The organism is Amycolatopsis sp. NBC_01307, from assembly GCF_035975215.1.
Lineage (GTDB): Bacteria > Actinomycetota > Actinomycetes > Mycobacteriales > Pseudonocardiaceae > Amycolatopsis.
The window spans coordinates 10438079-10453330 of record NZ_CP108403.1 but is presented as its reverse complement, the minus strand read 5'-3'; the positions used below and the strand labels follow the sequence as shown (position 1 = coordinate 10453330).

Annotated in this window: 16 protein-coding genes and 1 pseudogene; 10 read left to right on the top strand and 7 right to left on the bottom strand. The window is 73.1% G+C overall.

Annotated features, from left to right (window positions below; genetic code table 11):
* The first annotated feature begins 30 nt into the window (after nucleotides 1-30).
* Together OG439_RS47220 and OG439_RS47215 are read left to right on the top strand one after the other, a co-directional pair.
* Nucleotides 31-993 carry a nucleoside hydrolase gene (locus OG439_RS47220; protein ID WP_326946834.1) on the top strand — a complete coding sequence of 321 codons (963 nt, stop codon included), beginning with the start codon at nucleotides 31-33 and terminating at the stop codon, nucleotides 991-993.
* Nucleotides 994-1004: 11 nt separating this feature from the next.
* Complete coding sequence (locus OG439_RS47215; RefSeq protein WP_326951803.1) at nucleotides 1005-2138, top strand: C40 family peptidase; 1134 nt, start codon at nucleotides 1005-1007, stop codon at nucleotides 2136-2138.
* A 378-nt stretch (nucleotides 2139-2516) separates the two neighbouring features.
* Here the strand turns inward: OG439_RS47215 and OG439_RS47210 are convergent, their stop codons facing one another.
* The 3 genes from OG439_RS47210 to OG439_RS47200 all read right to left on the bottom strand — a co-directional run bounded on the left by OG439_RS47210 (nucleotide 2517) and on the right by OG439_RS47200 (nucleotide 5545).
* Nucleotides 2517-3740 carry a glycosyltransferase gene (locus tag OG439_RS47210; protein ID WP_326946833.1) on the bottom strand — a complete coding sequence of 408 codons (1224 nt, stop codon included), beginning with the start codon at nucleotides 3738-3740 and terminating at the stop codon, nucleotides 2517-2519.
* A gap of 138 nt (nucleotides 3741-3878) precedes the next feature.
* Complete coding sequence (locus tag OG439_RS47205) at nucleotides 3879-4700, bottom strand: hydrolase (protein WP_326946832.1); 822 nt, start codon at nucleotides 4698-4700, stop codon at nucleotides 3879-3881.
* The gene (locus OG439_RS47200; protein WP_326946831.1) at nucleotides 4697-5545 is read right to left on the bottom strand and encodes an alpha/beta fold hydrolase; all 849 of its coding nucleotides are present in this window, start codon (nucleotides 5543-5545) and stop codon (nucleotides 4697-4699) included. The genes OG439_RS47205 and OG439_RS47200 overlap by 4 nt, the downstream gene beginning before the upstream one ends.
* A gap of 98 nt (nucleotides 5546-5643) precedes the next feature.
* Between OG439_RS47200 and OG439_RS47195 the strand changes: the two genes are divergently transcribed.
* Genes OG439_RS47195 through OG439_RS47185 form a run of 3 tightly spaced genes read left to right on the top strand, consistent with a single transcriptional unit; the run spans nucleotide 5644 to nucleotide 7754 of the window.
* Nucleotides 5644-6015 carry a winged helix-turn-helix transcriptional regulator gene (locus OG439_RS47195; protein ID WP_326946830.1) on the top strand — a complete coding sequence of 124 codons (372 nt, stop codon included), beginning with the start codon at nucleotides 5644-5646 and terminating at the stop codon, nucleotides 6013-6015.
* A gap of 55 nt (nucleotides 6016-6070) precedes the next feature.
* Nucleotides 6071-7210, top strand: a complete 1140-nt coding sequence (locus OG439_RS47190; protein WP_326946829.1) for a serine hydrolase domain-containing protein — start codon at nucleotides 6071-6073, stop codon at nucleotides 7208-7210.
* 7 nt (nucleotides 7211-7217) lie between these two features.
* Nucleotides 7218-7754 (top strand): hypothetical protein, encoded by a 537-nt coding sequence (locus OG439_RS47185; RefSeq protein ID WP_326946828.1) that lies wholly within the window; start codon nucleotides 7218-7220, stop codon nucleotides 7752-7754.
* 7 nt (nucleotides 7755-7761) lie between these two features.
* Here the strand turns inward: OG439_RS47185 and OG439_RS47180 are convergent, their stop codons facing one another.
* Entirely contained in the window at nucleotides 7762-8130 is a 369-nt protein-coding gene (locus OG439_RS47180) for a VOC family protein (protein ID WP_326946827.1), read from the bottom strand.
* An 86-nt stretch (nucleotides 8131-8216) separates the two neighbouring features.
* Between OG439_RS47180 and OG439_RS47175 the strand changes: the two genes are divergently transcribed.
* A complete protein-coding gene (locus OG439_RS47175) occupies nucleotides 8217-8846 on the top strand; it encodes a winged helix-turn-helix transcriptional regulator (RefSeq protein WP_326946826.1) in 630 nt (209 codons plus the stop codon).
* A 4-nt stretch (nucleotides 8847-8850) separates the two neighbouring features.
* Here the strand turns inward: OG439_RS47175 and OG439_RS47170 are convergent, their stop codons facing one another.
* Nucleotides 8851-9702: an SDR family oxidoreductase gene (locus tag OG439_RS47170; RefSeq protein WP_326946825.1), complete on the bottom strand. Its 852-nt coding sequence runs from the start codon at nucleotides 9700-9702 to the stop codon at nucleotides 8851-8853.
* Nucleotides 9703-9779: 77 nt separating this feature from the next.
* On the opposite strand from OG439_RS47170, the pseudogene OG439_RS47165 reads away from it, so the two are divergent.
* Nucleotides 9780-10502: pseudogene (locus OG439_RS47165) on the top strand (helix-turn-helix transcriptional regulator); the annotation flags it as partial.
* 11 nt (nucleotides 10503-10513) lie between these two features.
* Here the strand turns inward: OG439_RS47165 and OG439_RS47160 are convergent.
* Nucleotides 10514-11695, bottom strand: a complete 1182-nt coding sequence (locus OG439_RS47160; protein ID WP_326946824.1) for an MFS transporter — start codon at nucleotides 11693-11695, stop codon at nucleotides 10514-10516.
* Between the two features lie 95 nt (nucleotides 11696-11790).
* Here OG439_RS47160 and OG439_RS47155 point away from each other — a divergent pair, with 95 nt between their 5' ends.
* From OG439_RS47155 to OG439_RS47145, 3 genes are all read left to right on the top strand, one after another.
* Nucleotides 11791-12612 carry a hypothetical protein gene (locus OG439_RS47155; protein WP_326946822.1) on the top strand — a complete coding sequence of 274 codons (822 nt, stop codon included), beginning with the start codon at nucleotides 11791-11793 and terminating at the stop codon, nucleotides 12610-12612.
* 110 nt (nucleotides 12613-12722) lie between these two features.
* On the top strand, nucleotides 12723-13298 hold the full coding sequence (locus OG439_RS47150) for a PadR family transcriptional regulator (RefSeq protein ID WP_326946821.1): 576 nt from the start codon (nucleotides 12723-12725) through the stop codon (nucleotides 13296-13298).
* Nucleotides 13299-13308: 10 nt separating this feature from the next.
* Nucleotides 13309-14742 carry an FAD-dependent monooxygenase gene (locus OG439_RS47145; protein ID WP_326946820.1) on the top strand — a complete coding sequence of 478 codons (1434 nt, stop codon included), beginning with the start codon at nucleotides 13309-13311 and terminating at the stop codon, nucleotides 14740-14742.
* Between the two features lie 6 nt (nucleotides 14743-14748).
* Here the strand turns inward: OG439_RS47145 and OG439_RS47140 are convergent, their stop codons facing one another.
* A complete protein-coding gene (locus OG439_RS47140) occupies nucleotides 14749-14988 on the bottom strand; it encodes a GNAT family N-acetyltransferase (protein ID WP_326946819.1) in 240 nt (79 codons plus the stop codon).
* Between the last annotated feature and the right edge of the window lie 264 nt (nucleotides 14989-15252).

Sequence of the window (15252 nt, the reverse complement as noted above, 5' to 3'; positions counted from 1 at the left end):
CGGGACGGGTTCACAGGCAAGGGGAGCTGGATGGGCACGAAGCTGATCATCGACACCGACCCGGGCGTCGACGACGCGCTGGCGATCGCGCTGGCCGCGGTCTCGCCGGACGTCGACCTCCTGGGCGTGACGACCGTGTTCGGCAACGTGCCCCTGGACAAGACCACGGCGAACGCGCGGCGGCTGCTGGAGCTGTTCGGCCGCACCGACGTGCCGGTCGCGGCCGGCGCCGCCCGCCCGCTGGTCTACTCGAAGCCGCGTGACGCGAAAGAGGTCCACGGCGGTGACGGCCTGTCCGGCCACGCGGACACCCTGCCCGAGGCGACCCGGCCGCTCGACGAGCGGGACGCCGTCAGCCTGATGCTCGCGCTGCTCGAGGCGGCCGACGAGCCGGTGACGATCGCGCCGATCGGGCCGTTGACGAACATCGCCGCGCTGCTGGCCGCCCACCCGGGCGCGCGGGAGAAGATCGCCCGGCTGGTGGTCATGGGCGGTGGGGTCACTTTCGGCAACAGCACCGCGGCGGCGGAGTTCAACATCTGGAGCGACCCCGAGGCGGCCCGGCGGGTGCTGGTCGAGGAGGACGTCCCGGTGGTGCTGGTGCCGCTGGACCTCACGCACCGGTGCGCCGTCGACGCCGAGTGGCTGGCGAAGCTCGCCGCGTCCGGGCCGATCGGCGCGACGCTCGAGGGGCTCACCTCGACCTACCGCCGGCACTACACGCGGATCTTCGGCGAGGACCGGATGGTCATGCACGACGCCGTCGCGGTCGCCGAGGCGATCTCGCCCGGGATCCTGCACACCGAGACCTACCGCGTCGACGTCGACTGCGGGCTGGGCCCGGCGCGCGGCCAGACCCTGGTCGACCGGCGCCGGCTCGGCGAAGAGGATCCGCAGTTCTCCCCCGGCCGGCTGATCGAGGTCGCGATGGACACCGACCTCGACGGCCTGCGCGGCTTCGTGCTGGACCGGCTGACCGGAGCCGCGCGGTGAGCGAAGAGCCCGTGGTCGTCCCGGAGAACACGCCGCCGCCGCGCCGACGCCGCGCCGGGATCGTGGTGGCCGCGGTCGTCGTGATCGCGGCCGCGCTCGTGGTCGCGATCCAGTTCGCGCCGAAGCAGGAGACGGCCGAGAACGCCGCCGCGACGGCCGCGCCGACGCCGTCGGTGGTCCCGACAGTGGTCCCGAAAGCGACCACGCCGCCGCCGACGCAGCCGAAGCTGCCGCAGGCGAGCGAGTTCGACGAGTGGGCGTCGAAGACCAGCCAGTGGCTCGACATCCCGCTGCGCGCGATGACCGGTTACGCGCAGGCCACGGTGACGCTGACCAAGGAGATCCCGGGCTGTCACCTGTCGTGGGTGACGCTGGCGGCGGTCGGGAAGGTCACCTCCGACCACGGCCGCGCGCAGGGCGGGCAGCTGGGTGCCGCCGGCGTGCTGAGCAAGCCGCTCGGCACGGTCGAGGTGCGCGACTTCTACAACAAGGTCGTCTCGACGGCGAACGCCGCCGGGCCGATGCAGCTGTCGCCGGCGATCTGGGGGAAGTACAAGACGAGCGCGTCGGGCGGCACCCCGGACGTGCAGAACATCGACGACGCGGCGCTGTCCACCGGCCGCGCGCTGTGCGCCGACGGCCACGACCTCTCCCAGGGGCAGACCTGGTGGGACTCGGTGAGCGCGCTGCAGTCGGCGCCGCTGTTCCTGCACCGGACGCTCGCGACGGTCAACGTCTACGGCACGGTCGGCCAGGGCTCGGCGGCGCCGAACGCGGCGGTGCTGAGCGCGGTCAACTTCGCCATCGACAAGATCGGCCTCCCCTACATCTGGGGCGGCAACGGCACCGGCGGCGGCGACCCGGGCTTCGACTGCTCGGGCCTGACGACGGCGGCGTACGCGAGCGCGGGCGTCAAGCTGATGCGCACGGCCGACACGCAGTACCGCAGCGTGGCGCACGTGACCGAGCCGCAGCTGGGCGACCTGATCTTCTACGGCGAGCCGACGACGAAGATCCACCACGTCGGTCTCTACATCGGCAACCAGCAGATGATCGACGCGCCGCAGACCGGGCAGGCCGTGCAGGTCCACACGTACCGCAAGGACGGCGACGACTACGCGGGAGCGGGCCGCCCGACCGCCTGAGCCGTGAGTGGGTAGTGCGCCCGACGCCCGGGTGCCGAACGAACCGGGCCGCGCGCCGCTGGATGCGGCACGCGGCGCGGCTCACGTAGTGCGGGAGCGGACGCCGACCGTCGTTCGCAGAACCGCGCCGGGCGCCGCCGGATGCGATGCGCGGGCCAGGCCACGCGGTCCCTGATCGACAACGAACCGGGCCCGCGCCGCCGGGTGCGGCACGCGGCGCGGCTCACGTAGTGCGGAAGCGGGCGCGATCGTCGAACCGCGCCGCCGCGCGCCCGTCGGATGCGGCGCGTGGGGCCGGAACGGGACGCCTCGACTACCTGAAGCCGCTCGAACCGCGCCGCGCGTCGATGGGTGTGACGCGCGGCGTGGCTCGCGCAGCTACCGGCGTCCCTGGCTCGCGACGTCGAGGAGCGTCTTCGCGGCTACCGTCGCCCCGTCGTCGCGGATTGTGCTCGCCACCGCTTGGGCCTGGGTCCGCATCTCGGGAGTCAGGGCCGTGGTGAACGCGGCTGACAGTGACTCGGCCGTCGGGGTCGGGCTCTCGTGCGCTACTCCGATGCCCAGTCCGGCCACCCGCTCCGCCCAGTACGGCTGGTCCGCGATCCGGGGCACCACCACCTGGGGCGCGCCCGCCCGGGCGGCTGTGGTCGTGGTGCCCGCGCCGCCGTGGTGGACGACCGCGGCCACCCTGCGGAACAGCGCCTGCTGGTTGACCTCCCCGATGACGAAGCAGTCCTCGGCGTCGTCGATCGCGGTCAGGCCGGCCCAGCCGCGGCCCAGGACCACCCGGCGGCCCTGGGCGCGGGCCGCTTCGGTGGCTTCGCGGGCGATGCCCTCCGGGGCGTACGCGGCCATGCTGCCGAAGCCCACGTAGACCGGCGGTTCGCCGGCGTCCAGGAACGCCTCCAGGTCCGCCGGCAGCGGCCGGTCATCGGGCAGGATCCACGCGCCGGACTGCACCAGGTCGAGGTTCGTCATGCCCTCGGACGGGCACAGCGCCGGGTCCGCCGCCAGCCACGGCCGGTCGGTGAACACGTGGTCGCGGACGTTGTCCACCGGCGGCAGGCCGATCGCCGCCCGCCGGCTGTTCAGCTCCGGGCCGTACAGCGCGTTCACCCGCTCGGCGTCCTGCGCCCACCGCACCTCGAGGTCGGTCTCCTCCTCGGGCGACGGCGTTCCCGGCCGCATCCCCGGCGCGAACTGCCGCGACGGCAGCCCGAAGATGTGGAAACACGCGTACACGTACGGAATTCCCCGCTTTTCGGCCACGTCCCGGGCGCCGGCCGGCAACAGGCCGGTCGCCAGCAGCACGTCACATTCCCCGGCCACCGCGCCGAGCGTTTCGAACCGCGCGGCGACCAGCGCGGGAGCGAGCTTGAACGCGTCCGCCCCGGTCGGTGGTTTCGGGTTGGCGACCACCGAATGCACCGTCGGGCCGAGCGGCACCAGCGGGACCCCGGCCCGCTCCAGCAGCGCCACGAAATCGTCGTCCGGCGGCGCCGCGACCAGCGCCTCCGCCCCCAGTTCCCGCAACGCCACCGCGAGTCCCACCAGCGGTTCGACGTCCCCGCGCGATCCCCACGTCGTCAGCAAAACACGCACTTAAGAATCCCCATTTCCCCTGTTCACGGCCTACGGCGGGCCATTCTGCGGCATCACCCCGGCCTTGCCGCAAGCCCCGGGGTCGGCTATAAATTGAAGGGGGCGAGGAAATACTTCTTTCGGGTGCGCGATTCCCGTTCAGCCGAGGTGGTCGTTCGCGCCACTCACCCAGCCGATGTAGCGCTCCGCAGACCGGCGCACCGCGCCCTTCGCGTCGCCGAGCACCGTCCCGCCCAGCAGGCCGTACAGCCGATCGAACTCGTACGGCTCGAGCCGGTCGACGATCCGCCGCACCAGCGCCGCGGAAAGCGGGATCTTGTTCGGGTAGCTGCGCATGAACGTCACCCAGCCCGCGTCCACGACGGGCACGATCGTGTCGCCGGTCAGCAGCACGCCGCCGGTGTCGGTGCCGACGTGGGCCACGGCGGCGCCGGGGAAGTGGCCGCCCGCCTCGACGAGCGTCACGCCGGGCAGGACCCGCTCGGTGCCGGACCACTCCCGCAGCACCGGGTCCTCGCGCCGCACCCACCGCCGGTCGGCGGCGTGCACCAGCACCGGGACGCGCCCGAGGCGGTGGCTCCAGCTGACCTGCGAGCCGTACATGTGCGGGTGGCTGGCCACGATCACCGCGGCCCCGCCCAGCTCCTCGATCTTCGCGACCAGGGCCGGGTCGAGGTGGTTCGGCGGGTCCCACAGCAGGTTGCCTCCGGACGTCCGCGCCAGGTGCGTCCACTGGCCGATGCCGAACGGCGGTTCGCGGTTGAACCGGTGCAGGCCCGGTACCAGTTCGTGGTGCACGATTTCGCGGCTGTCGGCCGCGAGTTTCTCCAGCGTGGTCCACACCTGCCCGGAGGCGGGCACCCATTGCCGTTCGTCCGCGCAGATCGCGCACGCGCCGGCCGGGGGTTGTTCGGTGTCGGGGTGCTCGACCCCGCAGGTTCCGCAGATCCAGATCGTCATGGCGCCAGTCTTGAAGCTCCAGCAAGGTCGAGGTCAAGGAAAGAAGTCAGCAACGGCACCAGGACGTCCGGGCGGTCCAGCGGAACGATGTGCCCGCAGTCCTCGACGAGGTGCGCCGTGAGGTCGTCGGCGATCGGCCGCAACTGGTTCGCGAGGGTGTCACCGACCGGGTGGGCGCCGATCGCCAGCGTCGGCATCGTGAGACGGCCGGCTTCCGCGATCTGCGCGGCACTCGCGGGCATGGCGCGGTAGTGCTCGAACGCGCACCGCAGTGACTCCCGCCCGGTGTACGCGGCGACGAAGTGCTCGCGGATCTCCGGTGGTACTCCACGGCCTCGCGTGCCGGCATCGAGGAACCAGCCGATGTAGTCCGCTTCGTGGCCGGCCAGGACCGTCTCGGCGAGGCCGGGCACGGCGTGGAAGCCGAACCACCACGGCGGGCCGCCGGCGAGGAAGGCTTCGGCGCCGGGCAGCCGGCCCAGCAGCGACTCCATCAGGACGAGCCGCCGGACGCGCTCGGGGCGTCGCAGCGCGAGCAGGAACGCGGGCGGGGTGCCCGCGTCGATGCCGACGACCGCCGCCGTCGGCTCGCCCAGCGCGTCGAGGAGGGCTTCGGCGTCCAGGGCGAGGTTTCCGGCGTCGTAGCCGCCGTCGGCGCGCGTGGTCGCGCCGAGACCACGCAGGTCCGGCGCGAGGACGCGGTGGTCGCGAGCCAGGTGCGGGATGACCTGTGACCAGAGCCGCCAGGTGTGCGGGAAGCCGTGCAGCAGCAGGACCGCGGGCCCTTCCCCGGCGTCGGCGACGTTGATCTCGATGCCGTTCGCTTCGACCCGGTACTCGCGCACGCTGTCTCCTCAGCAGTTACCATTGGTTACCACCAAACGGTAGGTAACAGCTTCCGAAGAGCCAAGAAGGCACTTTCACGACAGGTGGTGAGCTCCAGGTGACCCCCTCCGGCCGAGGCGACCTCTTCGACCCGAAGTGCCCGACGCGCCGGCTGCTGGACCGGATCGGCACGAAGTGGACGTCGATGGCGGTCAAGGTGCTGGCCGAGGCCGAGCCGGACGAAGTGCGGTTCGCCGAGCTGCAACGGCGGATGCCGGGCGTCTCGCAGAAGATGCTGTCGGTGACTCTGCAGAGCCTGACGCGCGACGGCCTGGTCGCGCGCCGGGTGGAGGCGACGGTGCCGCCGAAGGTGCACTACCGGCTGACGGACCTGGGCCGGTCGCTCGAAGTGCCGCTCGCCGCGCTGCGGGACTGGGCGGAGGAGAACATGGTGGCCGTCGACCGGGCGCGGGACCTCGATCCGGGATGACGCACGACATTCATCCTTGCCCCTGACATCGATGTCAGGTTTTACCGTAGCTCGCATGACCGACATCCACGGAACGCACGACGCCCGCTTCGACGACGTCCGCGCCGCGCTCGAGAAGAACGTCGACTCCGGTGACGAACTGGGCGCGTCCCTCGTCGTCGACCTCGACGGCGACGTCGTCGTCGACCTCTGGGGCGGCTTCCGCGACCAGGCGCGCACTCTGACCTGGGACGAGCACACCATCACCAACGTGTGGTCGACGACGAAGACCGTGACCAGCCTGGCCGCGCTGATGCTCGCCGACCGCGGCGACCTCGACGTCCACGCGCCGGTCGCGCGGTACTGGCCGGAGTTCGCGGCCAACGGCAAGGAGAACGTCGAGGTCCGGCACCTGCTGTCGCACACCTCCGGCGTCTCCGGCCTGGAGCAGCCCGCGACGGTCGAGGACCTCTACGACCTGGCGACGTCGACCGCCCGGATGGCCACGCAGGCGCCGTGGTGGACGCCCGGGACGGCTTCGGGCTACCACGCGGCGAACTTCGGGCACCTGGTCGGCGAGGTCGTCCGCCGGGTGAGCGGGAAGCCCCTGAAGGCGTTCGTCGCCGAGGAGATCGCCGGGCCGCTGGGGGCCGACTTCCAGATCGGGGCCGCCGAAGCGGACTGGGGCCGGATCGCGGACGTCGTCCCGCCGCCGCCCGCGGAGTTCGACCTCGTGGCGCTGGGCGCGGACAACGTGATCGTCAAGACGCTGACCGGGCCGGTCATCGACGCGAACGTCGCGAACACGCCGGCGTGGCGCCGCGCGGACCTGGGCGCGGTGAACGGGCACGGCAACGCGCGGTCGGTCGCGCGGATGCTGTCGGCGCTGGCCCGCGGCGGCACGGTCGACGGCGTCCGCCTGCTCGGCCCGGACACGATCGACGTGATCTTCGAGGAGCAGGCCAACGGCGTCGACCTCGGGCTCGGCGTCCCGTTGCGCTGGGGCATCGGCTACGGGCTGCCGCTGCGGGAGGCGGTGCCGTGGATCCCGGACGGCCGCATCTGCTTCTGGGGCGGCTGGGGCGGTTCGATGATCATCATGGACCTCGACCGGCGGCTGACGATCTCGTACATGATGAACCGGATGGGCCCGGGCATCATCGGTTCCGACCGCAGCGGCACGTACGTCCAGGCGGTTTACGACGTCCTGGGATGATCCCGGCATGGACTCGGGGACGACCACGCAGCTGATCACCGTGGGCGCGACGCTCGGCGGGGTGGTGCTGACCCTGCTGACCACGACGTTCGTGGAGGGTCGCAAGCTGAAGGCGACCCAGCGGACCGAAGCGCTGAAGCGCGCGGCGGACCGCGCCACCTGGCTGCGCGACGAGCGCGTCAAGGCGTACGCCGGCCTCTCGACGGCGAGCGAGGAAGCGTTCCAGCTGATCCGGGCGGAGTTCCCGGAGCTGCTGAAAAACCGGGACGTGATCGAGGACAGGTGGCGCGAACGCCGCGGCGAGCTTCGCAAGGCCTACAACCAGGTGGAACTCTTCGGCACCGACGAGCCACGCCGGCGCGGCAAGGAACTGTGGAAGGCCGCCCGCGGTGGCGTGAACGCCGTCCTCGCCGAACTGGATACCGAGGAACCGGTGGTGCGCAAGGAAAGCCTCGACCGGGTGCTGACCGGGATCAGCGAAGCGGGCGAACGGTTCCTGGAGGCGTGCCGCGCCGACGTCCAGGGCACGGCCGAGGAGCACTGAGCGCTCGTCAAGCCGGGCCGGCGAGGCCGATCAGGTTGCCTTCCGGGTCGGTGAAGTGGGCGACCACCAGGTCGCGGCCCGGCGCGCGGTCCGGGCCCATGCGGCGCGTGCCGCCCAGGCGTTCGGCCTGCTCCAGCGCCGCCGCGACGTCCGGGACACCCACGTAGAACACCGTCTGCCGCGCGAAGGACGCGCCGCCGCCGACGCCCCCGGGGATGCCGTCCGTTTCCACGAAGCCGTACTCGCCCGGCTCCGACACCTGGTCCGACACCGGGCCCGACGTGTCGAACTCCCAGCCGAACAGCTCGCCGTAGTACCCGCGCAGCCGGGCCGGGTCGGTGCCGATGATCTCGAAGTGCACGACCGGAGAGGCCATGACCGGTTCCTTCCGTTCGACGTCCAGAGCCTCACCGTAGGCCACGGTAGTTGTTAAAAACAACCTCAAGGTTGTAAATTAGCGTCATGCCGACCAGTCGCAGCTACGGAGACGCGTGCGCCACCGCCCGCGCGCTCGACGTCGTCGGAGAGCGGTGGGCGTTGCTCGTCGTGCGTGAGCTTCTCCTGGGGCCGCAACGGTTTTCCGACGTCCGCCGCGCGCTGCCGGGTGCCAGCTCCAACCTGGTCACCGACCGGCTTCGCGAGCTTGAAGGCCGGGGCGTCGTGACCCGCCGGACGCTGCCGCCGCCCGCCGGTTCGACCGTCTACGAGCTGACGGCGTGGGGCCGTGAGCTGGAGCCGATCGTGCTCGCGCTGGGCGCGTGGGCCGCGCAAGTCCCGCTCCCCCGGGATGCGACGCTCGGCGCGACGTCGGTGCTGCTGTTCCTCCGCGGCTCCGCGCGCCCGCGCGGGAAGGCCTGCTACCGCGTCGAACTGGACAGTCGCGTGTGGACGGTCCGCACCGAACCCGGGCGGCTGACCGTCGAGCCAGGCGAGCCGAACGGTCCAGACGCCGTCGTCCGGACCGACCCGCACACCCTCAACGCGCTGCTCGAAAAGCCCGGTGACCTCGACGCCGCGCTCGCCGACGGCCGCGTCACGATCGAGGGTGACCGGAAAGCCGTCCGCCGGCTGCTGCGCGAGCACGAAGCCTGAGCGGTCAGCCGAAATCGGCGGCGTGGTCCGCGGCCCATTCCGCGAAGCCACGCGCCGGGCGGCCGGTCACGTCCTGGACCGTCTCCGTCGTCGGCTGGGGCCGGTCCACCAGTGCCGCCAGCCGCCGGATCCGCGCTTCGACGACGTCCGCCGAACCGACCGCGCCCAGCCCCCGGGCCTCGAACGCCGTCGTCAGCTCACGGCGGTAGTCGTCGAGGTCCTGGACTTCGACGCGCACCGGACGGCCGGTGGCGAGACCGATCAGCTCGGCCTGGCGCCGCACCGTCAGCGACTCGGGTCCGGTCAGCGTGTGCTCGGCGCCGAGGTGCCCGGACGCCGTCAGCGCGCACGCGGCGACGGCGGCGATGTCCGCCTCGTGGATCAGCGCCGAGTGCGAGCCCGGGAACGGGTCGCGCACCACGCCGGCCGTCCGGATCGGCTCGGTCCACAGCAGCCGGTTGGCCGCGAACCCGCCCGGACGCAGGAACGTCCACGGGACTCCCGCGTCGCGCACCGCCTGCTCGGCTTCGCCGTGGGCGCGGGTGATGGCGTCGTCCGACGCCGGGTCGGCGCCCGCCGCGGACAGCAGGACCACCTGCGCCAGGCCACCCGCGTGGGAGAGGAACCCGCCGAGCCCGGCCGTCCCGGCGTAGAGGAACACCTTCGTGACGCCGTTCAGCGCCGCGTCCCAGCTCTCGGGCCGGGCCAGGTCGGCCGCAACCACCTCGACGCCGTCGGGCAGCCGGGCGCGGCTCGGATCGCGGCCGGCCGCGCGGACATCCTGCCCCGCGTCGAGCAGCTGTCCCACCAGCGCGCGGGCGACGTTCCCGCGGGCTCCGGTCACCAGAATCGTCATGCGTCCAGGCTCGTCCCGATCCGGGTGACCGGGGTAGGCCCGCCGGTACCACCCCGGGCCGGGGTGATGATGGCACGGTGGACAGCGTGGAACTGAGCGGTTTCCTGCGCAGCCGCCGCGCGCGGCTGCAGCCGGGCGACGTCGGGCTCGTGCCCGGCCCGCGACGCCAGACGCCCGGGTTGCGGCGCGCGGAAGTCGCGCTGCTGGCCGGGATCTCCGTCGACTACTACGTGCGGCTCGAGCAGGGCCGCGGGCCGCGGCCGTCGGAGCAGGTCCTCGCCGCGCTCGGGCGGGCGCTGCGGCTGACCGGCGACGAGCACGCCTACCTGCGGCGGCTGGCCCACCCGGTGCCGGTGACCCCGCCGCGCGCAGTGCCCGCCAACGTCCTGCGGCTGCTCGAGCGCCTCGACGACGTGCCCGCGATGGTGATCGACGCCGGTTTCGACATGGTCGCCTGGAACCGGATGCTCGTCGCGCTGATCGGCGACCCGGCCGGCTGGCCGGCGCGGCGTCGCAACCGGCTGCGCCGGCTGTTCGACACCGGCGACACGATCACCGGCAACCGGCTGGACCTGGCCCGGCTGTGCGTCGCGGACCTGCGCGCGGGCGGCCGGTACCCGGCCGATCCGGCGGTCCGGTCGCTCGTGGACGAACTGCGGGGAACGAGCCCGGAGTTCGCCCGGCTGTGGGCCGAGCGGGAGGTCGCGGTGCAGCGGACGCTGACCAAGCGGACCGTCCACCCGGTGGCCGGCGCGCTGGAGCTCGACTGCGAGATCCTCGCGGTGCCGGGCCACGAGCACCGGCTGCTCGTCTACACCGCGGCGCCCGGTACCCCGTCGGCCGAAGGGCTGCGGCGGCTGGCTTCCCGCAGTGACGGCGCCAGCGCGAAGATCCCGAGCGTCACCACGACCGCCGACGACAACGCCCAGTGCAACCCGACCCGCGTCGCCAGCGCGCCGACCAGCACCGGCTCGACCAGGAACCCCAGGTAACCGCAGGCGGCGACGGCGGCCACCGCCTGGCCCGGCTTGTCCGCCTGCTTGCGGCTCGCCACGCTCCACGCGATCGGCACGATCCCGGCCACGCCGAGCCCGACCACCGCGAATCCCAGGATCACCGCCACCGGCCACGGCGCGAGCAGGACCACGACGAACCCCAGCACCGCGACCACGGTCGCTGCACGCGCGAACCGCACCGCGCCCGTCCGGGCCACGACCCGGTCGGCGACGAGGCGGATCGCGATCATCGTCGTCGAGAAGGCGAAGTAGCCGAGCGACGCGAGTGCGGGCGTCGCGCCGGTGACGTCGGCCAGGTACACCGCGCTCCAGCTGTTGACCGCGCCCTCGGCGACGAACCCGCAGAACGCGATCACGCCGAGCGGCACCAGCGCGCGGCCCGGCCACGCGAACGCCGCCTCGCCCTGGCCGCGGTCGGCGCCGGTGAGGAAGCGCGTGCGGGCCGCCCACAGGGCGAGCGCGAGCAGCACCGCGCCGGCGATCGGGAAGTGCACCGACACCAGGACGTGGGTGGCCTCCATCAGCGCGTCGACGCCGGAGCCCGCGAGGCCGCCGATGTTCCAGAAGGCGTGGAAGCCGGCGAAGATCGGGCGGCCGTAACCGTCCTCGACGCAGGCCGCGTGCGCGTTCATCGCGACGTCGAGCAGGCTGTTGCCGACGCCGAGCACCACCAGCGCGGCGACGAACACGGGCGCGGACCAGGCGAACGAGACCAGCGGCAGACCGGCGCACAGCACGACGGCGCCGAGCACGACGGCCGCGCGGCTGCCGATCCGGGCGAGCAGCGCCCCGGCGCCGAGCAGCGCGAGCACCGACCCGGCGGCCAGCCCGAACAAGCCCGTCGCCAGCTGCCCGGTGCTCAGCCCCAGCTGCGCCTGCACCGCCGGCACCCGCGCCAGCCAGGTCGCGAACGCCGCGCCGCAGACCGCGAACACGACCGAAACCCCCAGCCGGGCGCGCTTCAGCTCCCCCGTCATGCGGCCACCCTAGCGATCCTCGCAATCTCGGAAACTTGGCTCAAAAACGGTTAAAGTGCGGTATTCGCTCCGCATTTGCGGCTTCTGGAGGTCGGATGCTGTTCCGTGTGCTCGCCCTGACGACCGTGCTGCTCGCCGGCACGACGACCGCCGCCGGGGCGTCGACCCGGACGCTCACCGTCGAAGGTGCGGTCACGACTCCGGCGTCCTACACCGCTTCGCAGCTGAAGGCCCTGGGCGAAACGACGTATCCGCGGGTCACCGGCGTCGACCTGACCAAGGTGGTCGCCGCCGCGACGCCGGTTCTGCCGCCGGGGAAGAACACCGCGCTGCGGGTGACGGTGACCGTCACCGGCGCCGCGCACCGCTCGGTCACCTTCGCGCTGGCCGAGCTGGACCCGGCGTTCGGCAACCACCCCGCCGTTCTCACCACCGGCCGCGAGACCGACCTGGTCGTGCCCGGCGACCGGGACCGCAGCCGCCGCGTCGACGACGTCCGGTCGGTGCGGATCGCCGTGTCGAACGCCGCGGCGGCCGAACGGGCAGTGCGGATCACGTCCGCGCACCGGTCCGTCACGCTGCCGCCGTCGCTGCTGAAGCTGCTGCCGTCCCGCACCGTGACGGCGACGTTCGCCTCGGGCGCCGGCCAGCAGACGCACACCGAGACCGGGCCGTCGCTGCGGCTGGTCCTGCTGGTCGCCGGCGTGCTGCCGCGGCCGGACACGGCCGTGATCGCGGTCGGCGACGACGGGTACGGCGCCGCGGTCACGCTCGCGGAAGAGTCCACGGGCGGCCGTCCGCTGCTGCTGTCCACTGCGGAGGACGGCGCCGCGCTCGCGCTGCCGCGGCTCGTCCCGCTCGGCGACGTCAAGGGCGGCCGCTACGTCTCCGGGGTGACGGCGCTCGACGTGCGCTGACGTCAGCCGCGGTGCACCGGCCTGCGCCGCCTTCATGCGTCCCTGGCACGCTGACTGGCTTGACCGCACCCGTATAGTCGGAACCGACTAATAGGGAGCGACTGAAGACCATGGCAGCTCGCAAGATCCGCAACACCCTGGCGCTCGCCCTGCTGGGCCTGCTGCTGGAACGCCCGATGCACCCGTACGAAATGGCGTCCACGCTGCGCGAACGGCACAAGGACTCCAGTTTCAAGATCAACCCCGGGTCGCTCTACGACACCGTGGAGTCCCTGGCCAAGCACCGCTGGATCGAGCCCGTCGAGACGGTCCGGGAGGGCAACCGGCCGGAGCGGACCGTCTACACGCACACCGAGCTCGGCCGGCAGGAGTTCGTCGCCTGGCTGGACGAGCTCGTGCGCGTGCCCGTCGACGAGTACCCGAAGTTCGTCGCGGCGGTCAGCTACCTCGGCGCGCTCGGGCCCGAGCGCGCCGCCGACGCGCTGGAAGAACGCGCCCGCCACCTCGCCGCCCGCGTCGAAGGCGCGGAGACGGCGTTGGCGGACACGGTCGGCCGGGGCGCGCCGCGGCTGTTCATGATCGAGGTCGAGTACGTCCGGCACGCGTGGCAGGCGGAGCTCGACTGGGCGCGCCGCACGGCCGCCGAAATCCGCAGTGGCTCCCTGCCCTGGCCCGAAACCTCCTGAGGGGAAGACCGTGCCCGATCTCGAAACCGACGTCCTCGTCGCCGGCGCCGGACCCGCCGGCCTGCTGCTCGCCGCGGAGCTCGCGCTGGCCGGCGTGCGCACCACCGTCGTCGAACGGCTGCCGGGAAAGCCGCCGTACTGCCGCGGCTTCAACCTGAACTCGCGGTCGCTGGACCTGCTGGCGCGGCGCGGGCTGGCCGAAGGCCTGGTCGCCGAGGGACACCAGGTGCCGCACGCGCCGGCGACCGGCATGCCCGAACCGCTCCTGCTCGACGGCGCCACCACCGACCACCCGTTCTCCCTCGGCATCCCGCAGACCCGCGTCGAGGAGGTCCTGGAAGCCCGCGCGCTCGACCTCGGCGCGGAACTGTTGCGCGGCCACGAACTGCGGAGCTTCACGCAGGACGCGGCCGGCGTCACCGCGGAGATCCACAATGGACTGACCGTCCGGGCGCGGTACCTCGCCGGCTGCGACGGCGGGCGCAGCACCGTGCGCAAGCGGGCCGGGATCGGCTTCCCCGGCGTCGACGCGCGGTGGTTCGCGCTGCTCGGCGACGTCGAATGCGAACTGCCGTACGGGGTTTCGGCCGGCCCGGACGGCCGGACGCTGTTCGTCATCCCGCGGCCGGGGTACGTCCGGATCATCGTCCGGGAGGACGACCCGCCCGCCGACAAGGACACGCCCGTCACGCTCGACCGGCTCCAGTCCCAAGTGGACGACGTGCTCGGCCGGCACGTCGAGCTGCGTGAACCACGCTGGCTGACGAGGTTCGGCGACGCGGCCCGGCTGGCCGAGCGCTACCGCGAAGGCCGGGTCCTGCTGGCCGGCGACGCCGCGCACATCCACCCGCCGGCCGGCGCGATCGGCGTCAACGTCGCGCTCGACGACGCGTTCAACCTCGGCTGGAAGCTCGCCGCGACGGTGCGCGGGACCGCGCCCGAGGGCCTGCTCGACACCTACCACGTCGAGCGGCACGCGGCGGGTGAACACATCCTGGCCAACACCCGCGCGCAGGTCGCGCTCTCGGAGGCCGCGGCGGCGGAACCCCTGGCCGACCTGATGCGCCGCGTCGCCACGCACCCCGCGGGCAAGCTCGCGCTGGCCGAGATCATCACCGGCCTCGACGCCCGCTACGAGCCGCCCGGGCACCCGTGGCTCGGCCGCCTCGCCCCGGACCTCCCCCTGCGGGGCGACGTGACCCACCTCGCCGCACTGCTGCACCCCGGCCGTCCGGTGCTCCTCGACCTGACTCCCGAGCGCGCCTTCGCCGCGTGGGCCCCGGGAATCGACGTGGCCGCCGCACGGTCCACTTCGGACGTCGGCGCGCTGCTGCTGCGCCCGGACGGCCACGTCGCCTGGCTGACGACCGGCTCGGACGACACCGGCCTGGCCGAAGCGATCCACCGCTGGGTGGGCGACATCCCGGTCCCGGCGACCGCGTAAGACGGGTCAGCGCGGGCGGTGCAGCACCGCCCGCTGCTGCCGTCGGCCGGCGACCAGGAACGTGCTGTGCGGCGCGAACCCGAGCTTCGCCACCACCCGGCCCGACGCCGCGTTCGCCGGTTCGTAGATCGCCAGCAGCCGGTCCGCGAAACCGGACACGAAGAGGTGGTCACGCACGGCCGTCGTCGCTTCGGTCGCGTAACCCCGGCCCCAGCAAGGCTGGGCGATCCACCAGCCCAGCTCCACCGCGGGGGGTGGCCGAGGCCCGACTCGATGTTGTCGCGGCACACCACCGACACCACGCCGTCGAACGAGCCCGGCGCCGCCGACACCGCGAACCAGCCGAAGCCGTGCTCGGCCCAGTGCTCGAGCGTCGCGCGGTGCTTGGCGAGGGTGTACTCGCGGGTCCACGGCTCGCCGGTACCGACGTACCGGACCGTCTCGGGCACCTGGGCCAGCGCGAACAGGTCGTCGCAGAAGGGTTCGGACCACGCGTGCAACGTGAGCCGT